Consider the following 25,536-nt stretch of genomic DNA (forward strand, 5'->3'; position numbering starts at 1 on the left):
GCCGGGAACGGCGCCCCGAATCCGATGGGGCGGAGGCGCGTCCGGGCCGCTTCGCCACATTCCTGCCCCAGGTGGAAATGGCATTTAACGCTTGGCCCGTCACATTGTGCCGGCTTCCCGGAATCGTGAAGCCGATTGAGGATTGACACCATGAGACAAGCCACGACCGTCGCGCTGGTGACGGGTGGAGCAAGGCGGATCGGCAAGGCGATCGTCGAGGATCTGGCCGCCAATGGCTTTGCGGTCGCCATCCACGCCAATCGCTCCGGCGACGAGGCCGAGGCGCTGGCGAAGAAGATCGTGGCCGGTGGCGGCCGCGCCGCCGTTGTCGCCGCCGATCTCACCGACATGGATGCCGTGGGTGATCTTGTCGGTCGCGCGCAGGCGGCGCTCGGACCCGTCACGCTGCTGGTCAACAACGCTTCCTTGTTCGTCGACGATCGCGTCGAGGATTTCGACTGGGAGGCCTGGGATCGCCACTTCGCCATCCATGTGAAGGCGCCGGCGCTTTTGGCGCAGACCTTTGCACGCGCGCTGCCGCAAGGCGAGGAGGGGCTGATCGTCAACATCATCGACCAGCGCGTCTGGCGGCCGACGCCGCGCTATTTCTCCTATGCGCTGTCGAAATCAGCGCTGTGGACGCAAACGCAAATGCTTGCACAGGCGCTCGGACCGCGCATCCGCGTCAACGCCATAGGCCCCGGCCCGACACTGAAGAACAAGCGCCAGGATGACGATGATTTCGGCAAACAGGTCGAGGGCCTGATCCTGAAGCGCGGCCCGCAATTGCCCGAATTCGGCGCCACGATCCGCTATCTGTGGCAGGCACGCTCGGTGACCGGCCAGATGATCGCGCTTGATGGCGGGCAGCATCTTGCGTGGCAGACGCCCGATGTGACAGGCATGGTGGAATGAGTCCCGTAGCCCAAAGAGACAAACGAAACGGCGCCGCCGACGATCTGCCGCCCGATATCGACCCCGAGATGGACGTTGAGGACGAGGCGGCGGAGGAGATCGTCGAGGCCGAGCCTTTGCCGTCCGGCCCCGAGGTCGCCTTCACGGCCATCGACTGGACGCCGCATGCCGGCGACGCAGATGGGATGGTCGGCGCAGAGGTGATCCAGACCCTGGTCAAGCGGCTGCCCAACCAGCCCGGCGTCTATCGCATGATGAACGCCGCCGGCGACGTTCTCTATGTCGGCAAGGCGCGCAGCCTGAAGAAGCGCGTCACCAATTACGCGCAGGGGCGCTTCCACACCGCCCGCATCGGCCGCATGGTGCGCGAGACGGCGACGATGGAATTCGTCGTGACCCGCACCGAGATCGAGGCGCTGCTGCTCGAGGCCAACCTCATCAAGCGGCTGCGGCCCCGTTTCAACGTGCTGATGCGGGACGACAAGTCCTTCCCCTATATCCTGCTCACCGGCGACCATGTCTCGCCCGGCATCTACAAGCATCGCGGCGCGCGCTCGCGAAAAGGCGACTATTTCGGCCCCTTCGCTTCCGCCGGCGCCGTCGGGCGCACCATCAATTCGCTGCAGCGCGCCTTCCTGCTTCGAAGCTGCACCAACTCTTTCTACGAGAACCGCACAAGGCCGTGCCTGCTCTATCAGATCAAGCGCTGCGCCGGGCCTTGCACCGGCGAGATCTCGCATCAGGGCTATGCCGAGCTGGTCGCCGAGGCCAAGGACTTCCTCTCCGGCCGCAGCCAGAAGGTAAAGACCGAAATCTCGGCCGCCATGCAGCAGGCTTCCGAAGAGCTCGATTTCGAGCGCGCCGCCATCTATCGCGACCGGCTTGCGGCGCTCTCGCATGTGCAGGCACATCAGGGCATCAACCCGCAGACGGTCGAGGAGGCCGACGTCTTCGCCATCCACCAGGAGGGCGGCCAGACCTGTATCCAGGTATTCTTCTTCCGCACCGGTCAGAACTGGGGCAACCGCGCCTATTTCCCCAAGGCCGATCCGGCGCTGGAGCCGGCGGAGGTGCTGGGCTCGTTCCTGGCGCAATTCTATGACGACAAACTGCCGGCGCGCACGCTGCTGCTTTCCCAGGCCGCGCAGGAACAGGAACTGCTCGCCGAGGCGCTCTCCACACATGCCGGCCGCAAGATATCCATCTCTGTGCCGCAGCGCGGCGAGAAGAAGGAGTTGACAGACCACGCGCTGCAGAACGCGCGCGAGGCGCTTGGCCGCAGGTTGGCCGAGACCTCGACGCAGGCGCGGCTGCTCGCCGGCTTCGCCGAGACCTTCGGCCTGGCAAAGCCGCCGGTGCGCATCGAGGTCTACGACAACTCGCACATTATGGGTACCAACGCGGTCGGCGCCATGGTCGTCGCCGGACCGGAAGGTTTCGTGAAGAACCAGTACCGGAAATTCAACATCCGCTCCACCGAGATCACGCCGGGCGACGATTTCGGCATGATGCGCGAAGTGATGCAGCGGCGCTTTTCGCGGCTGCTCAAGGAGCATGGGGACGTCCAGCCCGGCTCGGCCGTCGAGGACGAAGCCGGCGAGGAGGATCTGGTCGCCGGCAATGGCGGCTTCCCGGCCTGGCCGGATGTCATCCTGATCGACGGCGGCCAGGGCCAGATGACGGCCGTGCGCCAGATTCTTGCCGATCTCGGCGTCGAGGACAGGGTGGTGGCCATCGGTATCGCCAAGGGCCCGGACCGCGACGCCGGCCGCGAGCGCTTCTTCGTCAAGGGCAGGGACTCTTTCATGCTGCCGGTGCGCGATCCGGTGCTCTATTTCGTCCAACGCCTGCGCGACGAGGTGCACCGTTTCGCCATCGGCTCCCACCGCGCCCGCCGCAAGAAGGAGATGGTCAAAAGCCCGCTCGACGAGATCGCCGGCATCGGTCCCGGCCGCAAGCGCGCGCTGCTCCACGCCTTCGGCACCGCCAAGGCAGTCAGCCGCGCCGCGGTCGAGGACCTTGTCAAGGTCGACGGCATTTCCGAGCACGTGGCGAAGCTGGTCTACAATCACTTCCACGAGAGCTGAGGGCTGGTCGCGAGCATGGAAGGTTGACCAAGGCGTCGGTGTGGCGAGGGGTGCCATACCATGGAGCGTCCGCTTCGCTCCCGCTCCGCCCGTGGATGACGAAGTGCCTGGGCTTCGCCCAATCCCCGACGTTTCAAGTAAAGGCCGACTTCGAAGCCGCAATCCTCCGCCTCCGAAACAGAAATAGCGCAAGTCGAGAGAGGTGCTTCACGCCGACCTTCGCGCCATTTTTCCCTGGTCAATCGAATCTCGGCTGTTGACCCCCTACATTGGCTTCTGATTTGAGTACGTCTGGCGGTGGAGATTTCCCGAGACGACATGGCACAGCGCGCGTTCAACCTGCCGAACATCCTTACCTATGCCCGCATCATCGCGGTGCCGCTGGTCGTGCTGTGCTTTTTTCTTGAAGGCCACCTGAAGTCGTCCGACTTCGCCCGCTGGTCGGCGCTGGTCATTTTCCTGCTTGCCTCGATCACCGATTACTTTGACGGCTATTTCGCGCGCGCCTGGCAGCAGACCTCTAACATCGGCAAGATGCTCGACCCGATCGCCGACAAATTGCTGGTCGCAACCTGCCTGCTCCTGCTTGCCGCCGACACCGACCGCCATGGCGGCATCGCCGGCTGGTCGCTGTGGGCTGCAATCATCATCCTGTGCCGTGAGATCCTGGTTTCGGGGCTGCGCGAATATCTGGCCGCCTTGAAAGTGTCGGTGCCGGTGACCCAGCTCGCCAAATGGAAGACCACCATACAAATGGTCGCCATCGCCTTCCTGCTGGTCGGCCCGGCCGGCGACAAGATCTTTCCGCTGACCACGCAGATCGGCCTCGTGCTGCTGTGGGTCGCGGCACTTGTCACGCTCTACACCGGCTACGACTATTTCCGCGCCGGCCTCAAGCACATCATGGACGAGTAGGAAGCGCGGATGTCGACGAAACTCATCTATTTCGCCTGGGTGCGCGAGCGGATCGGCAAGCCGGAAGAGGACGTCGACTTGCCTGCCGGCATCGAGACGGTCGCCGATCTGCTGCGCTGGCTGAAGTCGCGCGGCGAGGAGTATGAGAACGCGCTGCAATACCCGGACGTCATCCGCGTCGCCATCAACCAGGAACATGTCGGCCATCGCGAGAAGATCCAAGGCGCGCGCGAGATCGCCCTGTTCCCGCCCATGACCGGGGGCTGACATGGCCGGCGCGGTCGTGCCCGCCATCCGCATCCAGCGCGAGGACTTCGACGTCGCCGCCGAGATCGCCGGCCTGACCAAAGGCCGGACCGATATCGGCGCCGTGGTCAGTTTTTCCGGCCTTTGCCGTGACGAGCAGGGCGCGCTCTCGGCGCTCGAGCTCGAGCACTATCCCGGCATGGCGGAGGCCGAGATCGGCCGCATCGCCACCGAGGCCGCCGGGCGCTGGCCCCTGCAGGGGCTCACCGTCATCCACCGCCACGGCAAGATAGCGCCGGGCGAGAATATCGTGCTGGTGGTTGCGGCCTCACCGCACCGGCAGGCGGCCTTCGAGGCGGCGAATTTCCTGATGGACTACCTGAAGTCGTGTGCGCCCTTCTGGAAGAAGGAATACCGCGCCGACGGCTCCGAGGGCAGCTGGGTCGAGGCCAAGGAAGCCGACGATCAAGCTGCGGACCGTTGGAAGAAACAGGACGAATAATGCATGTCGCCCAGAACTGTGCAGCGGTTCTGGGGCAACGACATGCATCAGAAAAAACTCCCGTTCGGTCATCGAACGACCGCAATTCTTCCCAAGCCTGCCGGGTGGTTTGATTTGCTTGGCGGGAGCAATCTCATGCTGGACCGCATCGCGGAATTCTTCATTTTCGGGCTGGTGCCATTGGTCGTCGGCGCGCTCGCCGTGCCGGAAGCGACCCAGGCTGGCGAAATGACGATCGCGGGCGAGGTGACCTACCGCGAGCGCATCGCGCTGCCGCCCGACGCCGTGCTCGTGGTCGAGCTCGCCGATGTCTCGCTGGCCGAGGCGCCGGCAACCGTTGTCGCCAGGCGCAGGATAGCGCCCACCGGCCAAGTGCCGATCAGGTTCGACATCGGTTTCGATCCCAAGGCGATCCAGAAGGGCCGGACCTATACGCTGCAGGCGCGTATCACCGTTGGCGAACGGCTGATGTTCGTTACCGGTGCAAGTCATCAGGTCGATCCGCTGGCGGGCAAGTCTCAGACGGTTCTGCTGAGAATGGCGCGCTGACGTCGTGCGCCGAGCCCGACCGCGCAACTTTTGCACCTGGACACCGTTTTCTCCGGAATAAACCGGCAACGCCGGGCGTTGACTTATGCAGATGGCGGGCAGGCAAAGGGACAATGTCCCTTCACTTAAGCCGCCAGACCGAATGCGCGGGCTCGATCTGGCCACTCAAAGGAGACCAGACATGAAAAAACGCACGCTCATCCTCGCAGCCGCGAGTGTATCGCTGATTGCCTTTGCTGGCGTTGCCCGGGCGGACGATCATCTGTTCAATGCCGAGCAGCATGGCCTCAGCCCAGACAGCCAGCCGTTCCAGACCAACAAGGCCGGCCACAGCGGCGACCTTGCGCCTGGACAGGGCAGTCCGTTCACCGGTGAGGAGACGAAGACGCCGTCTACCGATACAGAGGCAGCGAACGCCCACGCGAATGTGAAAGACCGTCAGGCCAAATGACGTCTGCCCGCCGGGAGCCGGCGGGTTTTATAAGCAATTCGGGGAAAAACGGGGCACGGTTTTCGGTCCGGAATTGCGTCGAAAACAACAGAGCCTGATGTCGTCCGAAAACCGCTCCACGCTTTTCGGCATCATGCTCCGGCTGGCCTGACCGTCTCGACGGTTCTGTCCGTCATTCAGCACGTCGCAATTGACCGCGCTGTTGCAACCGCCTAGGTTCCCTCGAAATGGGGATGGGGTTCCCCGAAACCGCCCTTATGGGCTGATGACTCCTGCCAGGCGTGCTCTCGCGCGGCAGGATTTGTTTTTCCGCTCCGCTTCGTGCCTGTTCTTATGAGGTGATTCCGGTTTGGGATCGCGTTTGGAAAGGCATTGAAGCGATGACCCTTGCGGCTTGCGCCCTGGTCCTGATCGGCGGTTTCTTCGGCGGCATTTCCCGCTTTTTCCTCTCCGGCGTGGTCGGCCGTTCCATCGGCGAGACCTTTCCCTGGGGCACGTTGTTGGTCAATGTTTCCGGCGCCCTGGCCATCGGCGCCTTCGCCGGCGCGGCACGCTCGGTCGGCGGCGTCTTCGCCAGCGATCTCGTGCGCGACCTGATCGTCGTCGGCCTGTTCGGCGGCTACACCACGGTATCGTCCTTCTGCCTGCAGACGGTCAACCTCGCGGTCGACGGTGAGGGGCGGCTCGCCGCCTTCAACGTCGTCGCTTCGTCGGTGCTGTGCGTGCTGTTCGTCGCGCTCGGCTTTTGGGCGGTGGTCTGGGTGGCTGAGTCAGCCACCTGGGTGGCTGAGTCAGCCACCTGGGTGGCTGAGTCAGCCACCTGGGTGGTTGGGTCAACCACCTGGGTGGTTGGCTCAACCACCGGGGCTATGGGCTGAGCGATGGTGGACAGACAGATGGCAATGCGACTTTATCTGGCGGTCGGCTGCGGCGCGGCGACCGGCTCCCTGGCCCGCTTCCTGTCGGGCTATGTCATCGTCTCGCTGCTCGGCCTGAACGCGCTGTGGTCGACCGCTTTCGTCAATGTCGTCGGCTCGTGGATCATCGTGGTTTTCGCCACGCTCACCGGGCCGGACGGCCGCATGATGGTCGGTCCCGCCAGTCGCAATTTCGTCATGGCGGGCTTCTGCGGTGGCCTCACCACCTTTTCAGCGATGAGCCTCGACACCTTCACTATGCTGTTCGAGGGCGACTTGCCGCTGGCCGCGACCTATCTCATCAGTGTGGTCGGCCTGTCGCTCGCCGCCGCGTGGCTGGGCTACCTTATGGCGTCCAGGGTCAACCGCCTGCCGGTCGACAGGCAGTCGGCCAATAGGTGATGGGCGACACAGGTGATCAGGGAGAAGAGAACATGGAACTTCCCGCGCAATGCGCGCTGCTCAGGATCTTCTTCGGCGAGGATGACAGGGCGGCCGACGGCAAGCCGCTGCATGAAGCAATCGTCATCAAGGCGCGCGAGACCGGCATGGCCGGCGCCACGGTTTTGAGAGGCCCGCTCGGCTTCGGCCGCTCCAGCGTGCTCCACACCGCCAAGATCCTGCGCCTGTCGCAGGATCTGCCCATTGTCGTCGAGATCGTCGACGCGCCGGAGAAGATCGATGCGCTGATCCCTGAGATCAAGGCACTGACCAGGACGAAGAGCTGCCTGATCACCCGGGAGAAGGTGGAAGTCATCCGCTACGGCGACGGGGACTGAACTTCCCGGTCTCCACGTCACCGCCTCGGAGACGGCGGCCGATGGCCACTTCATCGAAGACACCGGCGGAAAACAGTCTCATCGCTTCTATCGCCAGGTCCGACGCCTCGGGACTGCCTAAGACGATGCCGCGCTCCTCGCAGACCTCGTCATAGATACGCTTCAACAGGACAAGATCGTCCGGATAGGCAAGGCCACTTTCAGAAACATGAGGCTTGATCATGCCTCCCTCCTCGGTTCGGCGGAAGCGCGGCTCACAGCCGCCGACGCTCAGCGCTACTTTTGCCAATTTCGCTGAACCTAGGGCAGGCGGCGGATGTGACCACCCGTTTCAAACAAAAACGGCCCGCTGGAGCGGGCCGTTCCGTGAAACTCGAGCTTGCGCCTCAGCCGACGATCTCAGTGTCCGAGAACCAGTACTTGATCTCCTGCGCGGCGGCTTCGGGCGCGTCCGAGCCATGCACCGAATTCTCGCCGATCGACAGTGCATGGACCTTGCGGATGGTGCCCTCGGCGGCGTTCGCCGGATTGGTGGCGCCCATCACTTCGCGGTTCTTGGCGATGGCGTTCTCGCCCTCCAGCACCTGCACGATGGTCGGCGCCGACGACATGAATTCCACCAGCTCGCCGAAGAACGGGCGATCCTTGTGGACGGCGTAGAACCCTTCCGCCTCGCGGCGGCTCATCCACACGCGGCGCGATGCGATGACGCGCAGGCCGGCGTCTTCCAGCATTTTGGTGATGGCGCCCGTCAGGTTGCGCCTGGTCGCGTCCGGCTTGATCATGGAGAAGGTGCGTTCGATCGCCATAGGGTCGTCCTTGTTGTGGGAATGGAAATTGGAGTGGCGGGCTCTATACAAGCCGCCCGGCGGCTTGCCAAGGGGAGGCGGCTTCTGGTCAAGGCGAGCGCTTTGCGGGATAATTGGACGGCTGCGAACGCGCTGGACGCAGCTTGGAGCCGAGGCGATGAACTGGCCCTACCTCAGTCGCGGCGACATGGCGGGCATTGTCTTAGTGGCCGTGGTTCTTGCCTTGGCTGTCTTCGCCCTGCTGTTCTTCCCGCAGCGCGCGGAGCAGAATTTCGGCTTCGGCCCGGAATGGCAGTGCGTGCGCATGGAACAGGGCGATCCGATCTGCGTGAGGCTGGCCGACGGCAATGCGCCGAACGGGGACGCGCGCGACAAGGACACGTCAAAGTAGACGCGAATGGCACTGCACAGGATTTTGACCGGTCGGCTTCAGTCGGCTCTGATCTAAAGCTCGGCCTCAATGGTCAGCGTCGGCGAATCCCCTGCCTTGAGACCTTCGCGCTGGCGCACCGAGGCCTTGACCGGCAACAGAAGGCTGCCGGACGCCTTGTCGGGAAAGAGTGATGTTTGCCACCTGGCCTTGCCGATCGCCGCCGTGATGCCGAGCGAGCCCCAAGGGCGCGCCAGCCCCGTCATCGCCGCCTTGATCCGTGCCGCGAACTCCAACGGTAGTGTCACGAAATGCCAGCCGCCCTTGCCGGGGTAGACCCAAATCTCGGCCCGCATCTCATAGCGCAACATGCCAGCCCCCAACACTCGCAGACTTCACGCCGCCGCCGCGACCTGCCGGCCGAGCCCGCCATGCAGGTCGAGACAGCGCTCGAACCAGCGGGCGATGCTGTCGCCGTCGTCGAGCAACCGGAAGCGCGAGGCGATGCGGCCCCATTGCAGCGCCCCGAACACGATGTAATCGGCAAACAGCGGCGCCTCGCCGCCGATGAAAGGCTGGTAGGCGAGGGTCGAGCGCAGCGGCTCCAGCGCGGCGCGGAAGGCCGGGAGCCCAGCATCGCGGTTGGCCACGATGTCTTCCAGGCGCTTGCCATAGCGCTGCTCGCGATTCTCGCGGAAATAGGCAGCGTTCGGTTCGTCCTGCATCGCATGCAGATCGGTCAGCGCCACCGTCGCGATGTAGGGGTGTATGGTGAGCTGCGACCAGCGCTCGATGAAGCGTGCCATCGCCTTGCCGCCTTCGCCGGAAAAAAGCGTCGGCCGTTCCGGATAGGCTTCGTCGAGATAGAGCGCGATGGCGAAGGAATCGGCGACAACCCGCTCGCCGTCGCGGATCACCGGCACCGTCCTCGACACGCCGGCTTCGACTTTCGGCACCTCCAGGAAGCGCGTCGGCACGTTGGTGGCGGCAAGTCCCTTATGCGCCAGTGCCATCTTGGTCTTCCAGCAATGCGGGCTGAACGGGCGGGCGACGTCATGGCCGACGAGGTCATAGAGCAGAATGGTCATTGGCGGGTCCGTTGCTGCGGGTTACGAAGGGTCCGGATTCGGGTCAAGCCGGGTGGGAAGAATGAAGCAGCATTTCATGATGTTTGCGGCGTACAATCAATGGGCCAATGGCCGTCTCTATGATGCCGCCGCCGATCTTGCCGAAGACGAGCTCGGTCGCGACGTCGGCGCCGTCTTCGGCTCGATGCTCGGCACGCTCAACCATCTGCTCGCCGTCGACCGCGTCTGGATGAAGCGCTTCACCGGCGAGGGCGACGCGCCTTCGAACACCGCCGCCATGCTCTACCACGCCTTGCCGGCCCTGAGGCTGGCGCGCGAGGCCGAGGACAGGAGGATCGTCGACTGGGTGGGCGGGATTGGTGACAAGACGCTCGCCGGCCGTTTCTCCTACATGACCGTCGACATGCGCACCGTCTCGCAGCGCCTTTCGCCGGCGCTCGGCCATTTCTTCAACCACCAGACCCACCATCGCGGCCAGGCGCATATGGTGCTCACGGTGCTCGGCCGGCCCTCGGTGTCGCTCGACCTGGCGCTGTTCCAGCGCTCCGAGGAAGGTCGCGCCTACGCCTGAGCGCTGCATGGTCCAGGCTTTTCCGCGAGCCGATTGTCGATCAAACTCAACCGTCAAGGAAGACGCGTAATCAGCGAATTTTTCCTTAGAAAAATGGAACCCTGACCGAGCCCGTTCGTATTCCCTTCATTCCCTCTAGCACAGGCATGCGCACGGACCCGGCAGTCCGGCGATGCGGTGCGAAAAAAGATGCAACGAAGGAGAATGCCATGAATGGTATCGCAGAAAAAATCGCCGGCACATTGATCGGCGGCATCGCCATTCTCGCCGTGCCGGCGAATGCCGCTGGTCTCGACATCGGCTTTGGTATTGGCAACACTGGCGTCGCGGCGGGTAACCCGGGCGGCGTGAGCACCGGCACGGGCTCCTCGATGGGTGGCTCAACCGGTCTCGGCACTGGCTTTGGCAGCAGCATCGGCGGCGTCGGCGTGGGCGGCACCGGCGGCTTCAACGCCGGCACTACTGGCTCGGTGGGAGGCGTCGCGGGCACGACCACCGGCACCGGCACCTCGTTCGGTGCGACCGGCGACACCGGCACGGTGGGCGGCGCCAGCGGCTTAAACGCCGGCACCAGCGGCTCGATTGGCGATGCCATGGGCACGACCACCGGCACCCCGTTCGGTGAGACGGGCAGCATCGGCGGCGTCGGCACAGTAGGCGGCGGTGGTTTGAACGCCGGCACCAGCGGCTCGATTGGCGGTGCCATGGATACAACCACCGGCACCTCGTTCGGTGCGACCGGTGGCGTCGTCGGTACCGGCTCCGTGGGCGGCGGCGCCGGCGGCTTGAACGCCGGCACCAGCGGCTCGATTGGTGGTGCCACAGGCACAATCATCCCCAACACTGGTACCTCGTTTGGTGCGACGGGCGGCGTCGGCGGCACCGGCACGGTGGGCGGCTCCGGCGGCTTCAACGCCGGCATCGGCGGCTCGGCCGCCGGCTCCACCATAGGTTCCGGCAATACCTCGACCGGTGGAATCGGTGGCACCGTGGGTGGTTCGGGCAGCTCGACAGCCCACTAAAAGGAAAAGCAGAGCCCGCCGCCGTGGAGGCGGGCCTGCCGTTCGCGTTATTGCTGCGCGCACCGAGCTTGCATTGAAGCCGATATTGTTCTCCCGCTGGACAATCGACCGGTTGCAGCGGGGCAATACCATGCAGCCAACGGCCAACCGGGAGCATCGGACCGGCCGTGAGGCTCTGCGGCACTCCTGCCGCGTTGCCGGCTGCGGCCGGCGGTGCCTGACGAGGCCTCCGGCCAGTCGGAGAGCCTTCCGTGGCTGCTTGCCCCCACCGCAGGCGGTGCCGACGGCGTGTTAACCACACTTGCATTGAAGCTAATATGTTAGGACTTCTTTTGCGCTCGCGCTCCACAATAAGCGTGTTGCAGTGGGAGCAAAGGGCATGCGCATCGATTTGTCCCCGACAAGTTGGGGCAGGGTCGTGGTGGTCACCGCCGCCGGTACCGCCTTTTTCATTGCCGCCGCTTTCTTCGTCGATTCCTTCAATTTCCCCTCGCTGTCGCCGCAGGCGCTGCTTTGGGCGCAACTCACGGACCTTTTCCTGCCGCTTGTCCTTGGCGGCTCCTTCCTGTTCTTCCTGATGTGGAAGATGCGCCAGCTGGCCATCACGCAGAAGGAACTCGGCGTCATTGCTGCGACCGACAGCCTGACGGCGGTCTTCAATCGCGGTGCCTTCTCGATGCTGGTCGAAGCCTATCTCGAGCGGGCGCGCGACCAAACGGTCGCCGACACCGGCGCGCTGCTGATCGTCGATGCCGATCACTTCAAATCGATCAACGACCGCCTCGGTCACGATTGCGGCGACCAGGCGCTGAGGTTGATCGCCGCGACGATCAAGGGGCAACTGCACGGCGCCGACATTGTCGGACGCATCGGCGGCGAGGAATTCGCGGTCTTCCTGCCCGGCGCCGACGCCGCACGCTCGTTTCTGGTCGCCGAATCCATCAGGCGCCGCATCCGCGAGGCCGAGTTTGCGCCCGGCGGGCGGCCTTGGCCGCTTTCCGTGAGCATCGGCGGCACCGCCTTCAGCGGCCCGACCACCTACCATGACATGTTCCAGGTCGCCGACCGCCATCTCTACAAGGCCAAGTCCAATGGCCGCGACCAGGTGAGCTTCGAGATTCCGCGCGGCGGGCCGGCGGGCGATGCCGCCGGCACGGTCCACTGAATCCGAGGTCAACGGTGGCTGCGGTTGAGCAGCGGCCTGTGCTGGCGGATCAACTGGCGCTCGACATCGAGATAGGGCCTGATCAGGCCTGCCGCGGTCGGGGTCGGGCCCGGCTGATGCACCACCGCCATCAGCATGCCGTGTTCGGCGAGCAGGTTCAGCCACCTCAGCGCTTCCCATTTAGGCGTCGCGCCGCCGCGGCCCGTGAGGCTGCGATTGATGTAGCCGGGATAGGAAAGCAGGCGCTTGCCCGCCGAGGCGCCGCAGGTGCCGATCCTGACCGCCTGGCCGTCGGCGGTGACCCAGGCATAGACGGCTTCGCCGAGTTCGCAGGCCTTCGGATCGGTTATCGTCGCTCGGATCGACGACTTGTCCCGGCCAAGCCGCATTTCGGCCGCCGGCTTGAAACGCTCGCGATCGAGAAACATCCGCCCTCCCGATGCATGTCGCCCGGAAGTGTGCAACGGTTCCGGGACAACGACATGCATCAAAACAAAGACTTAAAGCGCGCCGCAACTGACATGGTGAACGGCAACCGTCCGTGTGGTGTTTCACGCAGCCGTCGAAAAGTTTTCATGCGATTTCGCAGCGCCGCGTATGCCAGCAACGGTCCGTTCATTCTTTGGCGGCTAGTGTCGGAGACTGGCCTCAGCCGATCCGCGAGCGACCGTGTTCGATCTCATCGACTACAAGGCGGTGCTGGGCATCGCCCTCATCTTCATTCCGCTCGAGCAGCTCCTGCCGCTGCATGCCGAGCAATCGGCCGCGCGCCGGCATTGGCTGAACGACGTCTTCTATCTGCTCTTCAACGGCATCGTCATCAAGTTCGGCCTGTTGCTGGTGATCGGCGCTGCGATGCTGGTGATCCCGCGCGTCGTTCCCGAGGCGCTTTCGGCCGCCGTCCGGTCGCAGCCTTTATGGCTGCAGACGATCGAGGCCCTGCTCATCGCCGATATAGGCTTCTACTTTGCCCATCGCGCCTTTCATGCGGTGCCGTTCCTGTGGCGTTTTCACGCCATCCATCACTCGATCGAGGAGATGGACTGGCTGGCCGGCCACCGCGTGCATCCGGTGGATCAGATCCTGACCAAGTCGGCTTCGTTCCTGCCGCTCTTCGCCCTGGGTTTTTCCGGCGAAGCGGTTCTCATCCATGTGCTGATCTATCACTGGCAGTCGGTGTTCATTCACTCCAACACCCGCATCAAGTTCGGGCCGCTGAGATGGCTGATTGCCTCGCCGCAGTTTCATCACTGGCACCATGCCAACGAACGCCAGGCCTATGACAAGAACTTCGCCGGACAGTTGCCCGTCCTCGATCTGATCGGCGGCACCTTGTTCATGCCGCAACATATGCCGGAAAAATACGGCATCGACGAGCCGGTGCCGCAGCTCTATCACCAGCAGCTCGTCTATCCCTTCGTGACCGCGGCCGAACCGGTCGCGCCGATCGCAGAAACGTTACCGGCGGCCGCCAAGCCGGAATGACGGCACGGAAAAACCCGCCACTGAGGGCGGGTTTTCCGGGAGGGCGGTGTTCTATTGTAAAATTCAGGCGGCGAAGCCGCCATAGCCGCGCGCCACCGGCTTGACCGAGACGACCGGCTGCTCCGAAGGCCACAAGACGCCTGCCGTCACCGCGAAGGTGATCAGCGCATCGCGCGCGACCTCGACCGGGATTTCTCCATTCCGCGCGGCCTCGCAGGCCTTCACCGCGGCGCCATAGCTGAGGCGGCGGCGCGACGGCGGGAACTCGGTCAGGAAATCATGCATCTCGAACAGCGAGGCGATCATGCGCTTGTGGCCGGCGCCGACGCTGAGGGCGACCGGTGTGAAGAACGTCCTGTCGTGCATTCGGACCTCGTCAGTTGGCTGCGGAGGCGGCGAGCCTCCCTGGCTGGGGAAGGACGCCACACAACGCGGCTTGCGGCGGGAGGTTCCACGCATGCCGCTGTTTTCTCAAGGATGGCGTGCTCCCCGCTGGCGCGGAGACAAATCGGGCTCTTTGCCTTGCAGTCGCTGGAACGGCCAGACAGCCTATTTCCACATGCCGCGCATGCGGGCGCCGAGGTCGACCTTGACGCCCGGCCGCTGGCGCGGGTCGTCCTTGAGCGCGGCGCTCGCCCAGGACGACTGCTCGAAGGCCGAAAGCATCGAGGCCGGGATGAAGCGCGTGCGCGAGGCATAGACGTGGCGGTCGCCGCGCGCCGCCTGGTTGTGCGGATAAAAGCGCTGCGGCACGACGAGATGCAGGCTGTCCTTGGCCCGGGTCATCGCCACATAGAGCAGGCGTCGCTCCTCCTCGATGTCCTCCTTGGTGCCGACGCCGAGATCGGCCGGGATGCAGCCGTCAACGGTATTGAGCACGAAGACGTTCTTCCATTCCTGGCCCTTGGCCGAATGGATGGTCGATAGGATGAGATAGTCCTCGTCGCGATGCGGCGGTCCGGCCTGGTCGCTTGTGGCGTCGGGCGGGTCGAGGGTGAGCTCGGTCAGGAACCGCTCGCGCGACGGATAGGTCGATGCGATCTGCTCAAGCTGGAGGAGATCGGCCCGGCGCGTGATCGCATCCTCATGGATGCGCTCCAGATGCGGCTCGTACCACAGCCTGATCCGCTCGAGGTCGGCCGGCCATTTCGCGCCGGCGCGTAAACCGCCATAGATGTCGAGGAAGACCGGCCAGTCCTGCGCCGCGCGCTGCGGCGGCCGGAACCGTGCGAGGCCCAGTGTCTCGTCCAGCGATGTCGCCATGGCGTCGACGATCTGCGAGGCGGCGGACGGGCCGATGCCCGGCATAAGCTGCAGCACGCGAAAACCGGCGACGCGGTCGCGCGGGTTCTCGGCAAAGCGCAGCATCGCCAGCATGTCCTTGACATGCGCGGCATCGAGGAATTTCAGCCCGCCGAACTTGACGAAGGGAATGTTGCGGCGCGTCAGCTCCACCTCCAGCGGCCCGCTATGGCTCGAGGTGCGGAACAGCACCGCCTGTGCCTTCAGCGCCGTGCCCGCCTCGCGCTCAGCCAGGATCGCCTGGCATACATAGTTGGCCTGCTCGGCCTCGTCGCGCACGCTGACCAGTTGCGGTTTGTGCGAGGACCGGCGCTCGGTCCACAGATTCTTGGTGAAGCGCTCGCTGGCCTCGCCGATCACCTTGTTGGCGGCGGCCAGGATCGTCTCGGTCGAGCGGTAGTTGCGCTCCAGCATGACGATCTCGGTGGGCTTTGCGAATTGTTTCGGGAAATCGAGGATGTTGCGCACTTCGGCAGCGCGGAAGGAATAGATCGACTGTGCGTCGTCGCCCACCACGGTCAGCCCGGCGCCGTCCGGCTTCAGCGCTAGAAGGATCGAGGCCTGCAGCCGGTTGGTATCCTGGTACTCGTCGACCAGCACGTGATCGAAGCGGCCGCCGAGATGCGCCGCGATCTCCGGCTCGGCCGCCATCTGCGCCCAGTAGAGCAGCAGGTCGTCGTAATCGAGAACGTTCTGCGCCTGCTTGGCCTCGACATAGGCCGCGAACAGCTCTTTCAGCTGGTCCGCCCATCCTGAGCACCAGGGGAAAGCCGAGCCAAGCACTTCTCCCAGCGGCGCCTGCGCATTCACCGCGCGCGAATAGATCTGCAGGCAGGTGCCTTTGGTGGGAAAGCGGCTTTCGGTCTTCGAGAATCCCAGCTCGTGCCGCGCAAGGTTCATCAGGTCGGCCGAATCCTCGCGGTCATGGATGGTGAAGGCCGGGTCGAGGCCGATCTGTTCGGCATAGTCGCGCAGCAGTCGCGCGCCGATGCCGTGGAAAGTGCCGGCCCAGGCCAGCGCGTCGGCGATGATTGCCGCGTCGCGCCCCAGCACCTCGCCGGCAATGCGCTCGACGCGCTTGGCCATCTCGGCCGCCGCGCGGCGCGAGAAGGTCATCAATAGAATGCGGCGCGGATCGGCGCCCCTGACGATGAGATGGGCGACGCGATGCGCCAGCGTGTTGGTCTTGCCGGAGCCGGCGCCGGCGATCACCAGCAGCGGCGCCGCCACCTTGCCGTCGCCATGCATCACCGCCAGCCGCTGCTCGTCGTTCAGCCGGCCAAGATAGGCGGGCGCCTCGAAGGACGAATCACGAGCGGCGATGTTCATCGCCCATCAAGCATCGTTTCCGCTTTGTTCGCAATAATTTCCTCGGCCCGCGCAAGGGGGGAGAGATGGCCGCGAAGCGGCCGGAGAGGGGCAGCGCCGACATCCACGCTTCACCGGAAGGGGCTATTCCCAATCGAAAGAGCCGCTACCGCTTCGGCTCGACCCCCATTGCCGCCGACTGGCGCCGCAAATTGCGCCTTTCGTCGCCCGGCATATCCAGCGGCGCGACGTCTCCAGGCACTTCGTCGATGATCCTCACGGCAACGCGATAGGCGGTGTAGGCAAAAAGCCCGGCAAGCAGAAGGCGGACCATAATCAGTTTCCTCGTTGCGTTCGATTGGCTCGGGATTCCAACCGGACTCGGATCGGTTGGTTCCCGCCGGTCAACGCAACCAAACCGCCACCGTCCCGTTTGCCCCTCAAAGGAGCGAACGAGAGGAGGTCGTCATGAAGAAGCTTCCTGTGCTGCTGGCTCTTGCGGCAGGGCTCGTGCTCGCCGCCTGCGACAACAGCGTGCCGCCCACCAAGGCGCCGGGCGATGAAGTCAACCAGAACCCACAGGTCGACAAGAACCCTGTGCCGAAATCGACCACCGGCGGCGATCAGCCGGGCACCCCGCCGAAGCAATAGCGCCAGGGCCGGCCTTGCCGAGATTATCGTCGGGCTGAAACGAAGAAGGCCGGCGCTGCTTGGGAGGAAGCTGGGTAGCGCCGGCCAAGCGGGAAAATCAGGCCCGCCGCACAACACAAGATAGCTGAGTCTCCGCTTCGCGTCATGGCGCGATCACGCTAGCCGGCTAGGGAACCACAGAAAATCACGAAATTCTGCAAAGCCCGCCATTGCGAGGCCTCCGGAGGTGCGGAATTCGCTCAAGTGAGCATCCGTGGAAGACTGGCCTTCACGCCATCGCCACGCGCCGTACCGGCACGTTGGCGATCTCGATGTCCAACTGGCGCTGCGTCAGCGCCGCTTCGGCCATGATCCACCGCTTGAACAGCTCGACCTTGCGGGCGCCGACCGCCTTGATGGGGCTGACGAAATACCAACCCGCCGTGTTGGGATGGTGGACCGCGAAGGGGGCCACCAGCCGCTCGGCGCGGATGTCGCTTGCCATATAGGCGCGGTTGGCGACGGCAAAGCCCATGCCGGCATTGGCCGCTTCGTAGGACATCATGCAGCTATCGAAATAGACGCTCCTCGTTTCGCCAAGCACGAAGCTTGCGCCGGCAAAGCCCAGCCACGACTGCCAGTTCTGCGTGCACGTGTCAGAGTGTAGCAGCGTGAAGTAGCGCAGATCCTCCGGCACTACCTTCGACAGCGGTTTGTCGCCCAGCACCTCATGGAAGAGTTTGCGGCTGCACACCGGCGTCAGATCTTCCTTGAACAGCAGCTCCGACGTGAGACCGGGGAAATTGCCGTCGCCGTAACGGATTTCGAGGTCGTATTCCGAAGTCGAGAATTCATGGGTGGCGTAAGAGGTCGACACCCGCATCTCGATGTCGGGATATTGATGCTGGAAGGCCGAAAGCCGCGGAAACAGCCAGCGCGCCGCAAAGGTCGGCAGCACGCAGATCCGCAACACATGCGCCTGCGACTGGCCGGTTGCCTCCATGCTGGCCGCCACTATCCGCTCCAGCGCCTCGCGCACGCGCGCCACATAGGTCTCGCCCTCCGGCGTCAGCGACACCGCGTTGCCGCCACGCTCGAAGATCTTGAAGCGCAGCTGATCCTCCAGGCTCTTCACGCGCTGGCTGACGGCGGAAGCGGTGATGAATTGCTCTTCGCCGGCGCGCGTGAAATTCCTGTGCCTCGCGGCGCTCTCCACGATTTTCAGTGAGTTGAGGTTGACCTGACTGAGCAGTCGCACGGGGTTTTCGACCTTAAGCTGGGCTTACGCTACCACCAGCATTCCTAAATTTACAGGGGTAGACGTTTAAATGACTGTTAACCAAGTGTTGCCCCCATCTTGGAGAAAATAGAATGAACGCCCATACAATTCCCGAACTGCGCTGTGCAATGAGCCGCGAGGCCATCATTGGTCATGAGACCTCCTGGAAAGTGTCGGGTTTCGGCGTCGCCCAGTATCGTCACGGTTACGACCCGGCTCTGCTTGCCGCTATCGAAGAAGCGGCGCTCAAATTGAAGGCCAGCCATGCCGTGCACAAGCACCTCGACCTCACCTTCATCACTGGTGCCGACCGCTATATTCCCGAGATCAAGGAGCTCTTGCACGACAAGCTGCGCCTGGAAAGATTGTCCGATATGATGGGAACCAAGCTCGAGCCCTATCCGCTGTCGATCGTCGGCTCGACCGTCACCTTCATGAATCCAAGGGATGGCGCGGTCGAATGGCATTGCGACGGCGTTCCGGTGACGGAGCTCATTCCGCTGTCGATCAGCGATCCTCTCATCGGCGGTCATCTGGAAATCTACTGCGACGATTCCGAGACCGGCCGCTCGATTCTGGAATCCGGCCGCGAGCTGCCGCGCAACAAGATCATGCGCATCGACCACAAGATGAACTACGCCACGCTCGGCCAGTTCCTCGGTGTGCTCCACCGCACCGCGCCGATCCAGCTCGGCGAGCGCGTCACGCTGGTGCTCAACCAGCGCTCGGCGGCCAAACCCTATGTCGACGACAACCGCATGTTCTACCTCGCCGCCGACAACGACCATGACCGTGCCTGGGTGAACGAGCTGGCCGAGGATGTCTGGACCAACCAGCTGCCCGCCTACCGTCGCCATGCCGAGGAACATCCTGTGCCGCAGCCGACGGCGGAAGCGGTTTCCGGCGGGGCGAGGGAGTCTTGGTAATGACCGACGATCCGGTCGAGTGTCAGCCGCCTTCAGTGTCGCTGAGCCTCGGGCCGGTCATGCCGGAAAGCCAAAGCCTTTCCGGCGCCCTCGGCGCGGCGCTTGCCTTCGCCCTCGGCGCCGTGGCGCTGTGGGCGACCAACGCCCTGGTCGGCAAGACGTTGCTTGCCGTCTATCCGGTGTCGCAAGTGCAGTTCCTGCAATTTTGCGGCGCGACCCTGGTTTTCGCGCTGATCCGGCTCTTTCCTTCCCCTCTTGTGGGGGAAGGTGGCCGAGCGAAGCTCGGTCGAATGAGGGGTGCTGGACGGATCGCCGACGCCGGAGTTCCTTCCAACACCCCTCATCCGTCTCGGCGCTTCGCGCCGATCCACCTTCTCCCACAAGGGGAGAAGGGAAATGCCGCGCTCGCCTATCTCGTTGGCTTCCTCGGCCTGGTCGGCACCATGGTCCTGCAATATATCGGCTTCGCCTCGGCGCCGGTCATCGAGGCGAACCTTGTCGCCTATACTTGGCCGCTGATGACTGCCGCGGCGGTCATCCTGCTTGGCAGGCCGCGGCGTCCGCTGTTGCTCGGGCTGGCGGCGGCGCTTGGTTTCGTCGGCGTGGCGCTAGTGATCTCCGGCGGCCGAGCGCATTTTTGGTCCAACAGTGCATGGTTCGAAGGCGGCAGCCTTGTCGGCTATCTCGCCGCTTTCGGCTCCGCGCTCTGCATGGCCTTCTACTCGTTCGCTGTCGGCCGCCTCGCCGTGTCGCCCGAGCGGCTGCTCCTGCCTTCGGCGCTGATCGGTGTCGCGCTCACCTTCGCCTGGTGCCTGCATGATGGCGTCGTGCGCCCGACCGGCGCGCATCTTCTGCTCGGCTTCTATCTCGGCGCCGGCCCGATGGGGCTCGGCTATTATTTCTGGTCGCGCGCGGCAAAGCTCGACCACGGCGGCAGGATAGCGGTCGTCGCCTATCTGACGCCGATAGCTTCCACGTTTCTGCTGACGCTCTCGGGCGAAAGCTTGTCGATGACGGCTGTTGCCGGCGCCGTCCTCGTCATTGGCAGCTGCCTTGCGGTCGGCATCGAAGGTACGGAGAGCAGGCACAATGTCCAAAATGGCCGTTGACGAGGACGAACGCCGCGCCAGGCAGGAGGCGCACTGGCTGGTCAGGGAGTTTGGCGCGGAGGCGCCGCTCTATGCGGCCATGAAGGCCGAAAAGGCCATCGAGCAGAAGGACTTTAGCCGCTGCGCGCGCTGGAAGCGCGTGCTGGAGATCCTCGCGGAGAGGCCGCCTGCCGAGCTCAGGCGCGGTATCGCCGCCGGATGAGCGATTTGCCATGGGGCCGCCGAATCGCGCATGGTCGAGCATCCGGCGGGGGGATTGCCGTTGCCGTGCTGGAACTTGGCCTGAACTTCGATTTTTCAGCAACTCCTACCGTAGGTTGAAGTGCTATAGCCCTTTTTACCTATCCAGGCGGGCGGCCGGTGCTATAAAGCGTGCGCTATAGCTATTAGAATTCCTAACTTGCGCGTTTCCAGTCCGTGTAGAAACATCGCCTGGTATTGAGTCTCGTAGCTTTACTGACTCTGGACGGTCCGTTGGGGGACAGGTCCAATTCGATACACCGACGAAAGTCTTAAAAAAAGAGCTGGCGATTTGAGGGCCAGCAGAAGGTGAAAAAATTGTCCAACATCGACGACAAGACTGCAATCGAACTGACCGCCGACATTGTCTCGGCCTATGTCGGCAACAATCCGCTCCCTGCCTCCGGCCTGCCCGATCTGATCGCCAGCGTCAGCGCGTCGGTGCGCAGGCTCGCCACCGGCAGCGTTGTCAAGGAGGCGGTGGCGCAGACGCCCGCGGTCAACCCGAAGCGCTCGGTTTTCCCCGACCACATCGTGTGCCTGGAGGACGGAAAGAAGTTCAAGTCGTTGAAGCGTCACCTCGCGACCGATCATAACCTGACGCCGGACGAATATCGTGCCAAATGGGGCCTGCCCGCCGATTATCCGATGGTGGCGCCGAGCTACTCGGCCACCCGCTCGGCGTTGGCCAAATCCTCCGGCCTCGGCCGCAAGCCGGCCGGCGGCGACGCGGCCAGGAGCAAGGGCAAGCGCAAGGCCAAGGCCTGAGGCATGTTGCCCGCAGCGGATGATGTCGCGCCATGGCCATGGCGCGACCGTCTGGCCGACCTTGCCGCGTTGCGCCGCGGGGTCGCCGCGCAGTGCTCAGTGAGTGCGGCTCACGGCGTCAAGGCGCGGCGCATCCTGTTTTCGCTGGGCAGTCCGTCCGGCGGCCTGCTTGCGGCGCTCGACGCGCTCGACCGGTTCGAGCGCGCCATCATCGAATGCGACGCTCCGCCGGTGATCGAGGCGCACAGGCTGGAATGTCTCGCAGTCCTTGAGCAATTCCAGAAAAGTGTGAGCGGTTAGGCTCGGCGACTTCGGCGTAGCCTTTCCGCCCGGAACTGCGTCAAAACAGGGAGATAGAGCGATTTACCGTTTCCTCGAAACGGTGAAACGCTCTGGACCGCCTTATGGCGAGCGCTCAGCCGAGGACCTGAGGCGGCTCCGCCGGCCGGACCTGTTTGGGGTCCTGCTCGTTGGCCAGGCTTTCCGCCTCGACCGCCGTCATCTCAAGAAGATAGACGAGCATGTTGTAGCGCGTGCGCGAGAGCATCTTCGCCAGCTTGCGCGTGATTTCCGCGACATATCGCAACGTGCGTGGATCGTTGATCGCCGCGCCCATCGTGAGCTCCTGAATGCCAGAGCCAAGTTTTCTTGGATCAAGTTATCGTTGGCGCCAACTCACGACTCACGGCGCATCGGCAAGGTCGCAGGTTTGCGATAAAAACTGAAATCAATTTTTGATAAGCATCATGCTTGGGTCAGAAGATTTCGCTGCCTTTTTGGTGGTATCGTCGCTTGCTGCATCAATATTGAGCACGAGGCAAACTTGCGGTTGTCTGCTTGCGACGGGTTGATCTTTCTCCGGGAATGTTGATCGCCGTGGCAGTCAGGAGCGACGTCGGGTGCGGCTTAGTTCTTGTAGGCGGAACAAAAGGCGGGCGGGTTGTCGTTGCCGATCATGGCGCAGCCGCGCTTGATCTCGTCGATCATCATGCTGCATGCATTTTGCCCGTTGCAGGGCGGATGGGTCGCCGGCGACACCTGGACGCATTGCGAGACATACTGGTCCGACTTCGCCTTTCCCGCGGATTGCACGCATGGCCGCGTGTCGTTCCGGCTTGCCTGTGCAGCGGCGGGTTTCGCAGACGCCGTGCCAGCCGTCGCGGGCGCGGCGCTGCCGCCGGTTTGCGGCACGCAGGAGAGGTCGCCTTCGGGACATTGCAACTGGTGCTGCAACTGCGCCAGCCGCACCTTGGTCAACTCCGCCTTGCAGGACTCGATCAGGCTCGAATGCGCGGAGCCATCGGCATAGGGCTCGGTGCGGAAGGCGCATTCCTTGTCGCGGAACGGGATCCAGGCGCGCTGCGCCTCGCGCAGGCGCTTCAGGTCGGCGGGAGCCAGACGTCCCGCCAGCTCCTTGTAGACTGCATTGAGCCCCGCGTCCGCCGAAGCGGCATTCGCGGCCGTGCAGGTCGCAAGGTCGGCCTGCGTCTTCGCTGCCGCGCAGTCGATGGTTGCCGCACGGGCCGCGGGGGTGGTGGGAAGCATGGTCAGCCCGGCGACGACCGCGAAAATCGCGACCGCCAGCGAGGCCGAAAGGAGCGAGGTCTTGGCTGACATCTGATCTGTCCTCTGCTTGAACCCGCCGCTCGCGCCAGCATAGGTTGAGACAACAGCGGCGATCAACGCCAAATCTGTGACGTGGCAAGCAAAGTGTGACGGTGATTGGTGAAAGCGGAGGAACGAACAATCCTTCCTTGAGGGAAGACATTCCGGCAGGATAGAGGGGCGTGTCCGCCAGCCTCTTCGTCAATCACAAGTCTAAGATGATTTTCCGGAATCGATTTGGATCAACAGGTGTTCCGGCTCCCGCGTCTCGAGCCGGTTCGCTATCTTGGCCGCTTGGGGCGAGGTTGGTTGGCCCTGCAGCCCGCTCGCGGGTTCAGCGGCGAGAGCAATGTGAGCGGTCTCGTCTTCGAACAGAACCACCTGCGTCGCCAGCGCGGTTGTCGTGGCGACCTGGAAGAAAATGAAAGCCAGGGCGAGATAGCGGATCACGGGCGTCCAAACGCTTCGGCCGACAACTGGTTCCAGTCCTTCGAGTTTTTTGCTGAACGGCCAAAGACAGCGAGCGGGGGTCTCATCCCGGGCCCTGGCTCTTGCGAAGCGCCGATCTCCCGTGCAAAAGCCGGCCATGCTTATCATCAACGACCTTACGCTGCGCATGGCGGGGCGGCTGCTTCTCGATCATGCTTCATTGACGCTGCCGGCCGGCACCAAGGCCGGCCTCGTCGGCCGCAACGGCACCGGCAAGACCACGCTGTTCAAGGCGATCACCGGCGATTTCCCTTCGGAGACCGGTTTAATCAGCCTGCCGAAAAGCACCCGCATCGGCCAGGTGGCGCAGGAAGCGCCCGGCACCGAGGAGCCGCTGATCGACATCGTGCTCAAGGCCGATATTGAGCGCACCGCGCTGCTCGAAGAGGAAAAGACGGCGACCGACGCGCACCGCATTGCCGACATCCACATGCGGCTGGCCGACATCGACGCCCACTCGGCCGAGTCCCGCGCGGCCACCATCCTTGCCGGCCTCGGCTTCGACGACGCGGCGCAGCGCCGCCCGGCCTCCTCCTTCTCGGGCGGCTGGCGCATGCGCGTGGCTTTGGCCGCAGTGCTGTTTTCCGAGCCTGACCTTCTGCTGCTCGACGAGCCGACCAACTATCTCGACCTCGAAGGCACGCTCTGGCTGGAGAATTACGTCTCGAAATATCCGCACACGGTTCTGCTGATCTCCCACGACCGTGACCTGCTCAATCGCGCCGTCAACTCGATCGTCCATCTCGATCAGAAGAAGCTGACCTTCTGGCGCGGCGGCTACGACCAGTTCGAGCGCCAGTACACCGAGCAAAGGGAACAGCAGGAAAAGGGCCGCATCAAGCAGGAAGCCGCCCGCAAGCATATGGAATCCTTCGTCGAGCGTTTTCGCGCCAAGGCCTCCAAGGCCAGGCAGGCGCAGTCGCGCATCAAGGCGCTGGAAAAGATGAAGCCGATCGCGGCGATCGTGAACGACACGGTGCGGCCATTCTCGTTTCCGGAGCCGGTGAAGACGGTGGCATCGCCGATCGTTGCGCTCAACAACGTCAGTGTCGGTTATACGCCCGGTGAGCCGATCCTGAAGAAGATGACCTTGCGCATCGATGCCGATGACCGCATCGCGCTGCTCGGCGCCAACGGCAACGGCAAGTCGACCTTCGCCAAGCTTCTGTCCGGCCGGCTGAAGCAGGAGGCCGGCACGATGACGGTAGCGCCTGGGCTGAAGGTGGCGATCTTTGCCCAGCACCAGCTCGACGATCTCAGGCCTGAGGAAAACGCCTACGAGCATGTTCGCAGGCTGATGCCGGAGGCGCCGGAATCGAAGGTGCGCGGCCGTGTCGCCCAGTTTGGGCTTACCACCGAGAAGATGAACACCGCAGCCAAGGATCTGTCCGGCGGCGAGAAGGCGCGGCTGTTGATGGGGTTGTCGGCCTTCGAGGGGCCGAACCTGTTCATCCTCGACGAGCCCACCAATCACCTCGACATCGACAGCCGTGAATCGCTGATCCATGCGCTGAACGATTTTCCGGGCGCCGTGATCCTGATCTCGCACGATCGGCATCTGCTCGAGGCGACGGCCGACCGGCTGTGGCTGGTCAAGGACGGCGCGGTCAATCCCTATGACGGTGACCTCGAGGATTATAAGACGCTGGTCACCGGCGTTTCCGCCAACCGCCGTGAGCAGAAGGAGGCGCACAAGGCGTCCAAGGCCGATCGCCGCCGCGAGGCGGCCCAGCGCCGTGCGGCACTAGAGCCTTTAGCCAAGGAAATCCGCGCCACCGAGGCGCTCATGGACCGCATCCGCAAGCGCATCGACCTGATCGAGGACGAGCTTGCCAATCCGGCGGTCTACGAAAAGGACCCATCGACCGCGACGCAGCTCGCCAAGGAACGCTCGCAACTGGCGCAGACGCTGGCGCAAAACGAGGACAAGTGGCTGACGATGTCGGCGGAGTATGAGGAAGGGATCGCGGACTAGCGCGATTTCCCTTCTCCCGCAGGGGGAGAAGGGG

General features: G+C 63.9%; 33 protein-coding genes, 1 pseudogene and 1 riboswitch. Of the genes and pseudogenes, 22 read left to right on the plus strand and 12 right to left on the minus strand.

The genetic code is table 11. The annotated features are described in order from the left end of the window. Nucleotides 1-150 precede the first annotated feature (150 nt). From LB529_RS00550 to LB529_RS00595, 10 genes and pseudogenes are all read left to right on the plus strand, one after another. The gene (locus tag LB529_RS00550; protein ID WP_224607036.1) at nt 151-915 is read left to right on the plus strand and encodes an SDR family oxidoreductase; all 765 of its coding nucleotides are present in this window, start codon (nt 151-153) and stop codon (nt 913-915) included. After that, nucleotides 912-3,002 carry an excinuclease ABC subunit UvrC gene (gene uvrC, locus LB529_RS00555; RefSeq protein ID WP_224633166.1) on the plus strand — a complete coding sequence of 697 codons (2,091 nt, stop codon included), beginning with the start codon at nt 912-914 and terminating at the stop codon, nt 3,000-3,002. The genes LB529_RS00550 and uvrC overlap by 4 nt, the downstream gene beginning before the upstream one ends. A gap of 318 nt (nt 3,003-3,320) precedes the next feature. Further along, nucleotides 3,321-3,917: a CDP-diacylglycerol--glycerol-3-phosphate 3-phosphatidyltransferase gene (gene pgsA / locus LB529_RS00560; protein ID WP_095767046.1), complete on the plus strand. Its 597-nt coding sequence runs from the start codon at nt 3,321-3,323 to the stop codon at nt 3,915-3,917. A gap of 9 nt (nt 3,918-3,926) precedes the next feature. Beyond that, complete coding sequence (gene moaD / locus LB529_RS00565) at nt 3,927-4,184, plus strand: molybdopterin converting factor subunit 1 (protein ID WP_224605681.1); 258 nt, start codon at nt 3,927-3,929, stop codon at nt 4,182-4,184. Nucleotide 4,185: 1 nt separating this feature from the next. Further along, nucleotides 4,186-4,665, plus strand: a complete 480-nt coding sequence (locus LB529_RS00570) for a molybdenum cofactor biosynthesis protein MoaE (RefSeq protein WP_224709869.1) — start codon at nt 4,186-4,188, stop codon at nt 4,663-4,665. Between the two features lie 135 nt (nt 4,666-4,800). Next, complete coding sequence (locus tag LB529_RS00575; protein WP_224709870.1) at nt 4,801-5,214, plus strand: YbaY family lipoprotein; 414 nt, start codon at nt 4,801-4,803, stop codon at nt 5,212-5,214. 181 nt (nt 5,215-5,395) lie between these two features. Continuing rightward, nucleotides 5,396-5,665, plus strand: a complete 270-nt coding sequence (locus tag LB529_RS00580; protein ID WP_224709871.1) for a hypothetical protein — start codon at nt 5,396-5,398, stop codon at nt 5,663-5,665. A gap of 220 nt (nt 5,666-5,885) precedes the next feature. Continuing rightward, a riboswitch (Fluoride riboswitch) is annotated at nt 5,886-5,947 on the plus strand. 98 nt (nt 5,948-6,045) lie between these two features. Next, nucleotides 6,046-6,435, plus strand: a pseudogene (gene crcB / locus LB529_RS00585) (fluoride efflux transporter CrcB); the annotation flags it as partial. 126 nt (nt 6,436-6,561) lie between these two features. Beyond that, nucleotides 6,562-6,984, plus strand: coding sequence for a fluoride efflux transporter CrcB (gene crcB / locus LB529_RS00590; RefSeq protein ID WP_411962410.1), 423 nt, complete (start codon nt 6,562-6,564; stop codon nt 6,982-6,984). Between the two features lie 32 nt (nt 6,985-7,016). Beyond that, the gene (locus LB529_RS00595; RefSeq protein ID WP_140700021.1) at nt 7,017-7,361 is read left to right on the plus strand and encodes a DUF190 domain-containing protein; all 345 of its coding nucleotides are present in this window, start codon (nt 7,017-7,019) and stop codon (nt 7,359-7,361) included. Here LB529_RS00595 and LB529_RS00600 read toward each other — a convergent pair. Both LB529_RS00600 and ndk read right to left on the minus strand, forming a co-directional pair. After that, nucleotides 7,336-7,584, minus strand: a complete 249-nt coding sequence (locus LB529_RS00600) for a hypothetical protein (protein ID WP_224709873.1) — start codon at nt 7,582-7,584, stop codon at nt 7,336-7,338. The two genes, LB529_RS00595 and LB529_RS00600, sit on opposite strands and share 26 nt — an antisense overlap. A 163-nt stretch (nt 7,585-7,747) precedes the next feature. Next, nucleotides 7,748-8,170 (minus strand): nucleoside-diphosphate kinase, encoded by a 423-nt coding sequence (gene ndk, locus LB529_RS00605; RefSeq protein ID WP_224709874.1) that lies wholly within the window; start codon nt 8,168-8,170, stop codon nt 7,748-7,750. A 157-nt stretch (nt 8,171-8,327) separates the two neighbouring features. Between ndk and LB529_RS00610 the strand changes: the two genes are divergently transcribed. Next, the gene (locus LB529_RS00610; protein ID WP_140842289.1) at nt 8,328-8,561 is read left to right on the plus strand and encodes a hypothetical protein; all 234 of its coding nucleotides are present in this window, start codon (nt 8,328-8,330) and stop codon (nt 8,559-8,561) included. Nucleotides 8,562-8,614: 53 nt separating this feature from the next. Here LB529_RS00610 and LB529_RS00615 read toward each other — a convergent pair whose 3' ends face one another. Together LB529_RS00615 and LB529_RS00620 are read right to left on the minus strand one after the other, a co-directional pair. Then, the gene (locus tag LB529_RS00615) at nt 8,615-8,911 is read right to left on the minus strand and encodes a DUF1905 domain-containing protein (protein ID WP_224709875.1); all 297 of its coding nucleotides are present in this window, start codon (nt 8,909-8,911) and stop codon (nt 8,615-8,617) included. 24 nt (nt 8,912-8,935) lie between these two features. Continuing rightward, the gene (locus LB529_RS00620) at nt 8,936-9,628 is read right to left on the minus strand and encodes a glutathione S-transferase family protein (RefSeq protein ID WP_224709876.1); all 693 of its coding nucleotides are present in this window, start codon (nt 9,626-9,628) and stop codon (nt 8,936-8,938) included. A gap of 61 nt (nt 9,629-9,689) precedes the next feature. Here LB529_RS00620 and LB529_RS00625 point away from each other — a divergent pair, with 61 nt between their 5' ends. From LB529_RS00625 to LB529_RS00635, 3 genes are all read left to right on the plus strand, one after another. Then, nucleotides 9,690-10,199 carry a DinB family protein gene (locus LB529_RS00625; RefSeq protein ID WP_224524924.1) on the plus strand — a complete coding sequence of 170 codons (510 nt, stop codon included), beginning with the start codon at nt 9,690-9,692 and terminating at the stop codon, nt 10,197-10,199. Between the two features lie 209 nt (nt 10,200-10,408). Next, nucleotides 10,409-11,221, plus strand: coding sequence for a hypothetical protein (locus LB529_RS00630; RefSeq protein ID WP_224710126.1), 813 nt, complete (start codon nt 10,409-10,411; stop codon nt 11,219-11,221). 379 nt (nt 11,222-11,600) lie between these two features. Further along, nucleotides 11,601-12,386 carry a GGDEF domain-containing protein gene (locus tag LB529_RS00635; protein ID WP_095767192.1) on the plus strand — a complete coding sequence of 262 codons (786 nt, stop codon included), beginning with the start codon at nt 11,601-11,603 and terminating at the stop codon, nt 12,384-12,386. An 8-nt stretch (nt 12,387-12,394) separates the two neighbouring features. Here the strand turns inward: LB529_RS00635 and LB529_RS00640 are convergent, their stop codons facing one another. Next, entirely contained in the window at nt 12,395-12,814 is a 420-nt protein-coding gene (locus LB529_RS00640; RefSeq protein ID WP_224709877.1) for a hypothetical protein, read from the minus strand. Nucleotides 12,815-13,055: 241 nt separating this feature from the next. On the opposite strand from LB529_RS00640, the gene LB529_RS00645 reads away from it, so the two are divergent. Continuing rightward, a complete protein-coding gene (locus LB529_RS00645; protein ID WP_224709878.1) occupies nt 13,056-13,871 on the plus strand; it encodes a sterol desaturase family protein in 816 nt (271 codons plus the stop codon). Nucleotides 13,872-13,934: 63 nt separating this feature from the next. Here LB529_RS00645 and LB529_RS00650 read toward each other — a convergent pair whose 3' ends face one another. From LB529_RS00650 to LB529_RS00660, 3 genes are all read right to left on the minus strand, one after another. Continuing rightward, nucleotides 13,935-14,237, minus strand: a complete 303-nt coding sequence (locus LB529_RS00650) for a DUF982 domain-containing protein (protein WP_224544031.1) — start codon at nt 14,235-14,237, stop codon at nt 13,935-13,937. Between the two features lie 183 nt (nt 14,238-14,420). Continuing rightward, nucleotides 14,421-16,502: an ATP-dependent helicase gene (locus LB529_RS00655; protein WP_224709879.1), complete on the minus strand. Its 2,082-nt coding sequence runs from the start codon at nt 16,500-16,502 to the stop codon at nt 14,421-14,423. Between the two features lie 145 nt (nt 16,503-16,647). Next, nucleotides 16,648-16,815 (minus strand): hypothetical protein, encoded by a 168-nt coding sequence (locus LB529_RS00660; protein WP_181165039.1) that lies wholly within the window; start codon nt 16,813-16,815, stop codon nt 16,648-16,650. A gap of 134 nt (nt 16,816-16,949) precedes the next feature. On the opposite strand from LB529_RS00660, the gene LB529_RS00665 reads away from it, so the two are divergent. Continuing rightward, nucleotides 16,950-17,132 carry a hypothetical protein gene (locus LB529_RS00665; RefSeq protein WP_140846066.1) on the plus strand — a complete coding sequence of 61 codons (183 nt, stop codon included), beginning with the start codon at nt 16,950-16,952 and terminating at the stop codon, nt 17,130-17,132. 268 nt (nt 17,133-17,400) lie between these two features. Here LB529_RS00665 and LB529_RS00670 read toward each other — a convergent pair whose 3' ends face one another. Continuing rightward, entirely contained in the window at nt 17,401-18,369 is a 969-nt protein-coding gene (locus LB529_RS00670; RefSeq protein WP_140846067.1) for a LysR substrate-binding domain-containing protein, read from the minus strand. A 113-nt stretch (nt 18,370-18,482) separates the two neighbouring features. Here LB529_RS00670 and LB529_RS00675 point away from each other — a divergent pair, with 113 nt between their 5' ends. The 5 genes from LB529_RS00675 (at nt 18,483) to LB529_RS00695 (ending at nt 21,733) form a co-directional block, all read left to right on the plus strand. After that, complete coding sequence (locus LB529_RS00675; protein WP_224627644.1) at nt 18,483-19,316, plus strand: hypothetical protein; 834 nt, start codon at nt 18,483-18,485, stop codon at nt 19,314-19,316. 59 nt (nt 19,317-19,375) lie between these two features. Then, complete coding sequence (locus LB529_RS00680) at nt 19,376-20,425, plus strand: DMT family transporter (protein WP_224710113.1); 1,050 nt, start codon at nt 19,376-19,378, stop codon at nt 20,423-20,425. After that, the gene (locus LB529_RS00685; protein ID WP_224524908.1) at nt 20,406-20,627 is read left to right on the plus strand and encodes a hypothetical protein; all 222 of its coding nucleotides are present in this window, start codon (nt 20,406-20,408) and stop codon (nt 20,625-20,627) included. Before LB529_RS00680 ends, LB529_RS00685 begins: the two co-directional genes overlap by 20 nt. Before the next feature lie 356 nt (nt 20,628-20,983). Continuing rightward, nucleotides 20,984-21,433: a MucR family transcriptional regulator gene (locus LB529_RS00690; protein WP_095767194.1), complete on the plus strand. Its 450-nt coding sequence runs from the start codon at nt 20,984-20,986 to the stop codon at nt 21,431-21,433. Between the two features lie 3 nt (nt 21,434-21,436). After that, complete coding sequence (locus tag LB529_RS00695) at nt 21,437-21,733, plus strand: hypothetical protein (protein WP_224709880.1); 297 nt, start codon at nt 21,437-21,439, stop codon at nt 21,731-21,733. A 115-nt stretch (nt 21,734-21,848) separates the two neighbouring features. On the opposite strand, the gene LB529_RS00700 is transcribed toward LB529_RS00695, so the two are convergent. The 3 genes from LB529_RS00700 to LB529_RS00710 form a co-directional block, all read right to left on the minus strand. Continuing rightward, complete coding sequence (locus tag LB529_RS00700; protein WP_095767070.1) at nt 21,849-22,049, minus strand: hypothetical protein; 201 nt, start codon at nt 22,047-22,049, stop codon at nt 21,849-21,851. A 290-nt stretch (nt 22,050-22,339) separates the two neighbouring features. Next, on the minus strand, nt 22,340-23,050 hold the full coding sequence (locus tag LB529_RS00705; RefSeq protein WP_224709881.1) for a lysozyme inhibitor LprI family protein: 711 nt from the start codon (nt 23,048-23,050) through the stop codon (nt 22,340-22,342). Nucleotides 23,051-23,251: 201 nt separating this feature from the next. Beyond that, nucleotides 23,252-23,488 carry a hypothetical protein gene (locus LB529_RS00710; protein WP_224709882.1) on the minus strand — a complete coding sequence of 79 codons (237 nt, stop codon included), beginning with the start codon at nt 23,486-23,488 and terminating at the stop codon, nt 23,252-23,254. Between the two features lie 136 nt (nt 23,489-23,624). On the opposite strand from LB529_RS00710, the gene LB529_RS00715 reads away from it, so the two are divergent. After that, the gene (locus tag LB529_RS00715; RefSeq protein WP_224709883.1) at nt 23,625-25,502 is read left to right on the plus strand and encodes an ABC-F family ATP-binding cassette domain-containing protein; all 1,878 of its coding nucleotides are present in this window, start codon (nt 23,625-23,627) and stop codon (nt 25,500-25,502) included. Nucleotides 25,503-25,536 lie beyond the last annotated feature (34 nt).

It is taken from the genome of Mesorhizobium sp. CA5 (assembly GCF_020165105.1).
Taxonomy (GTDB): domain Bacteria; phylum Pseudomonadota; class Alphaproteobacteria; order Rhizobiales; family Rhizobiaceae; genus Mesorhizobium.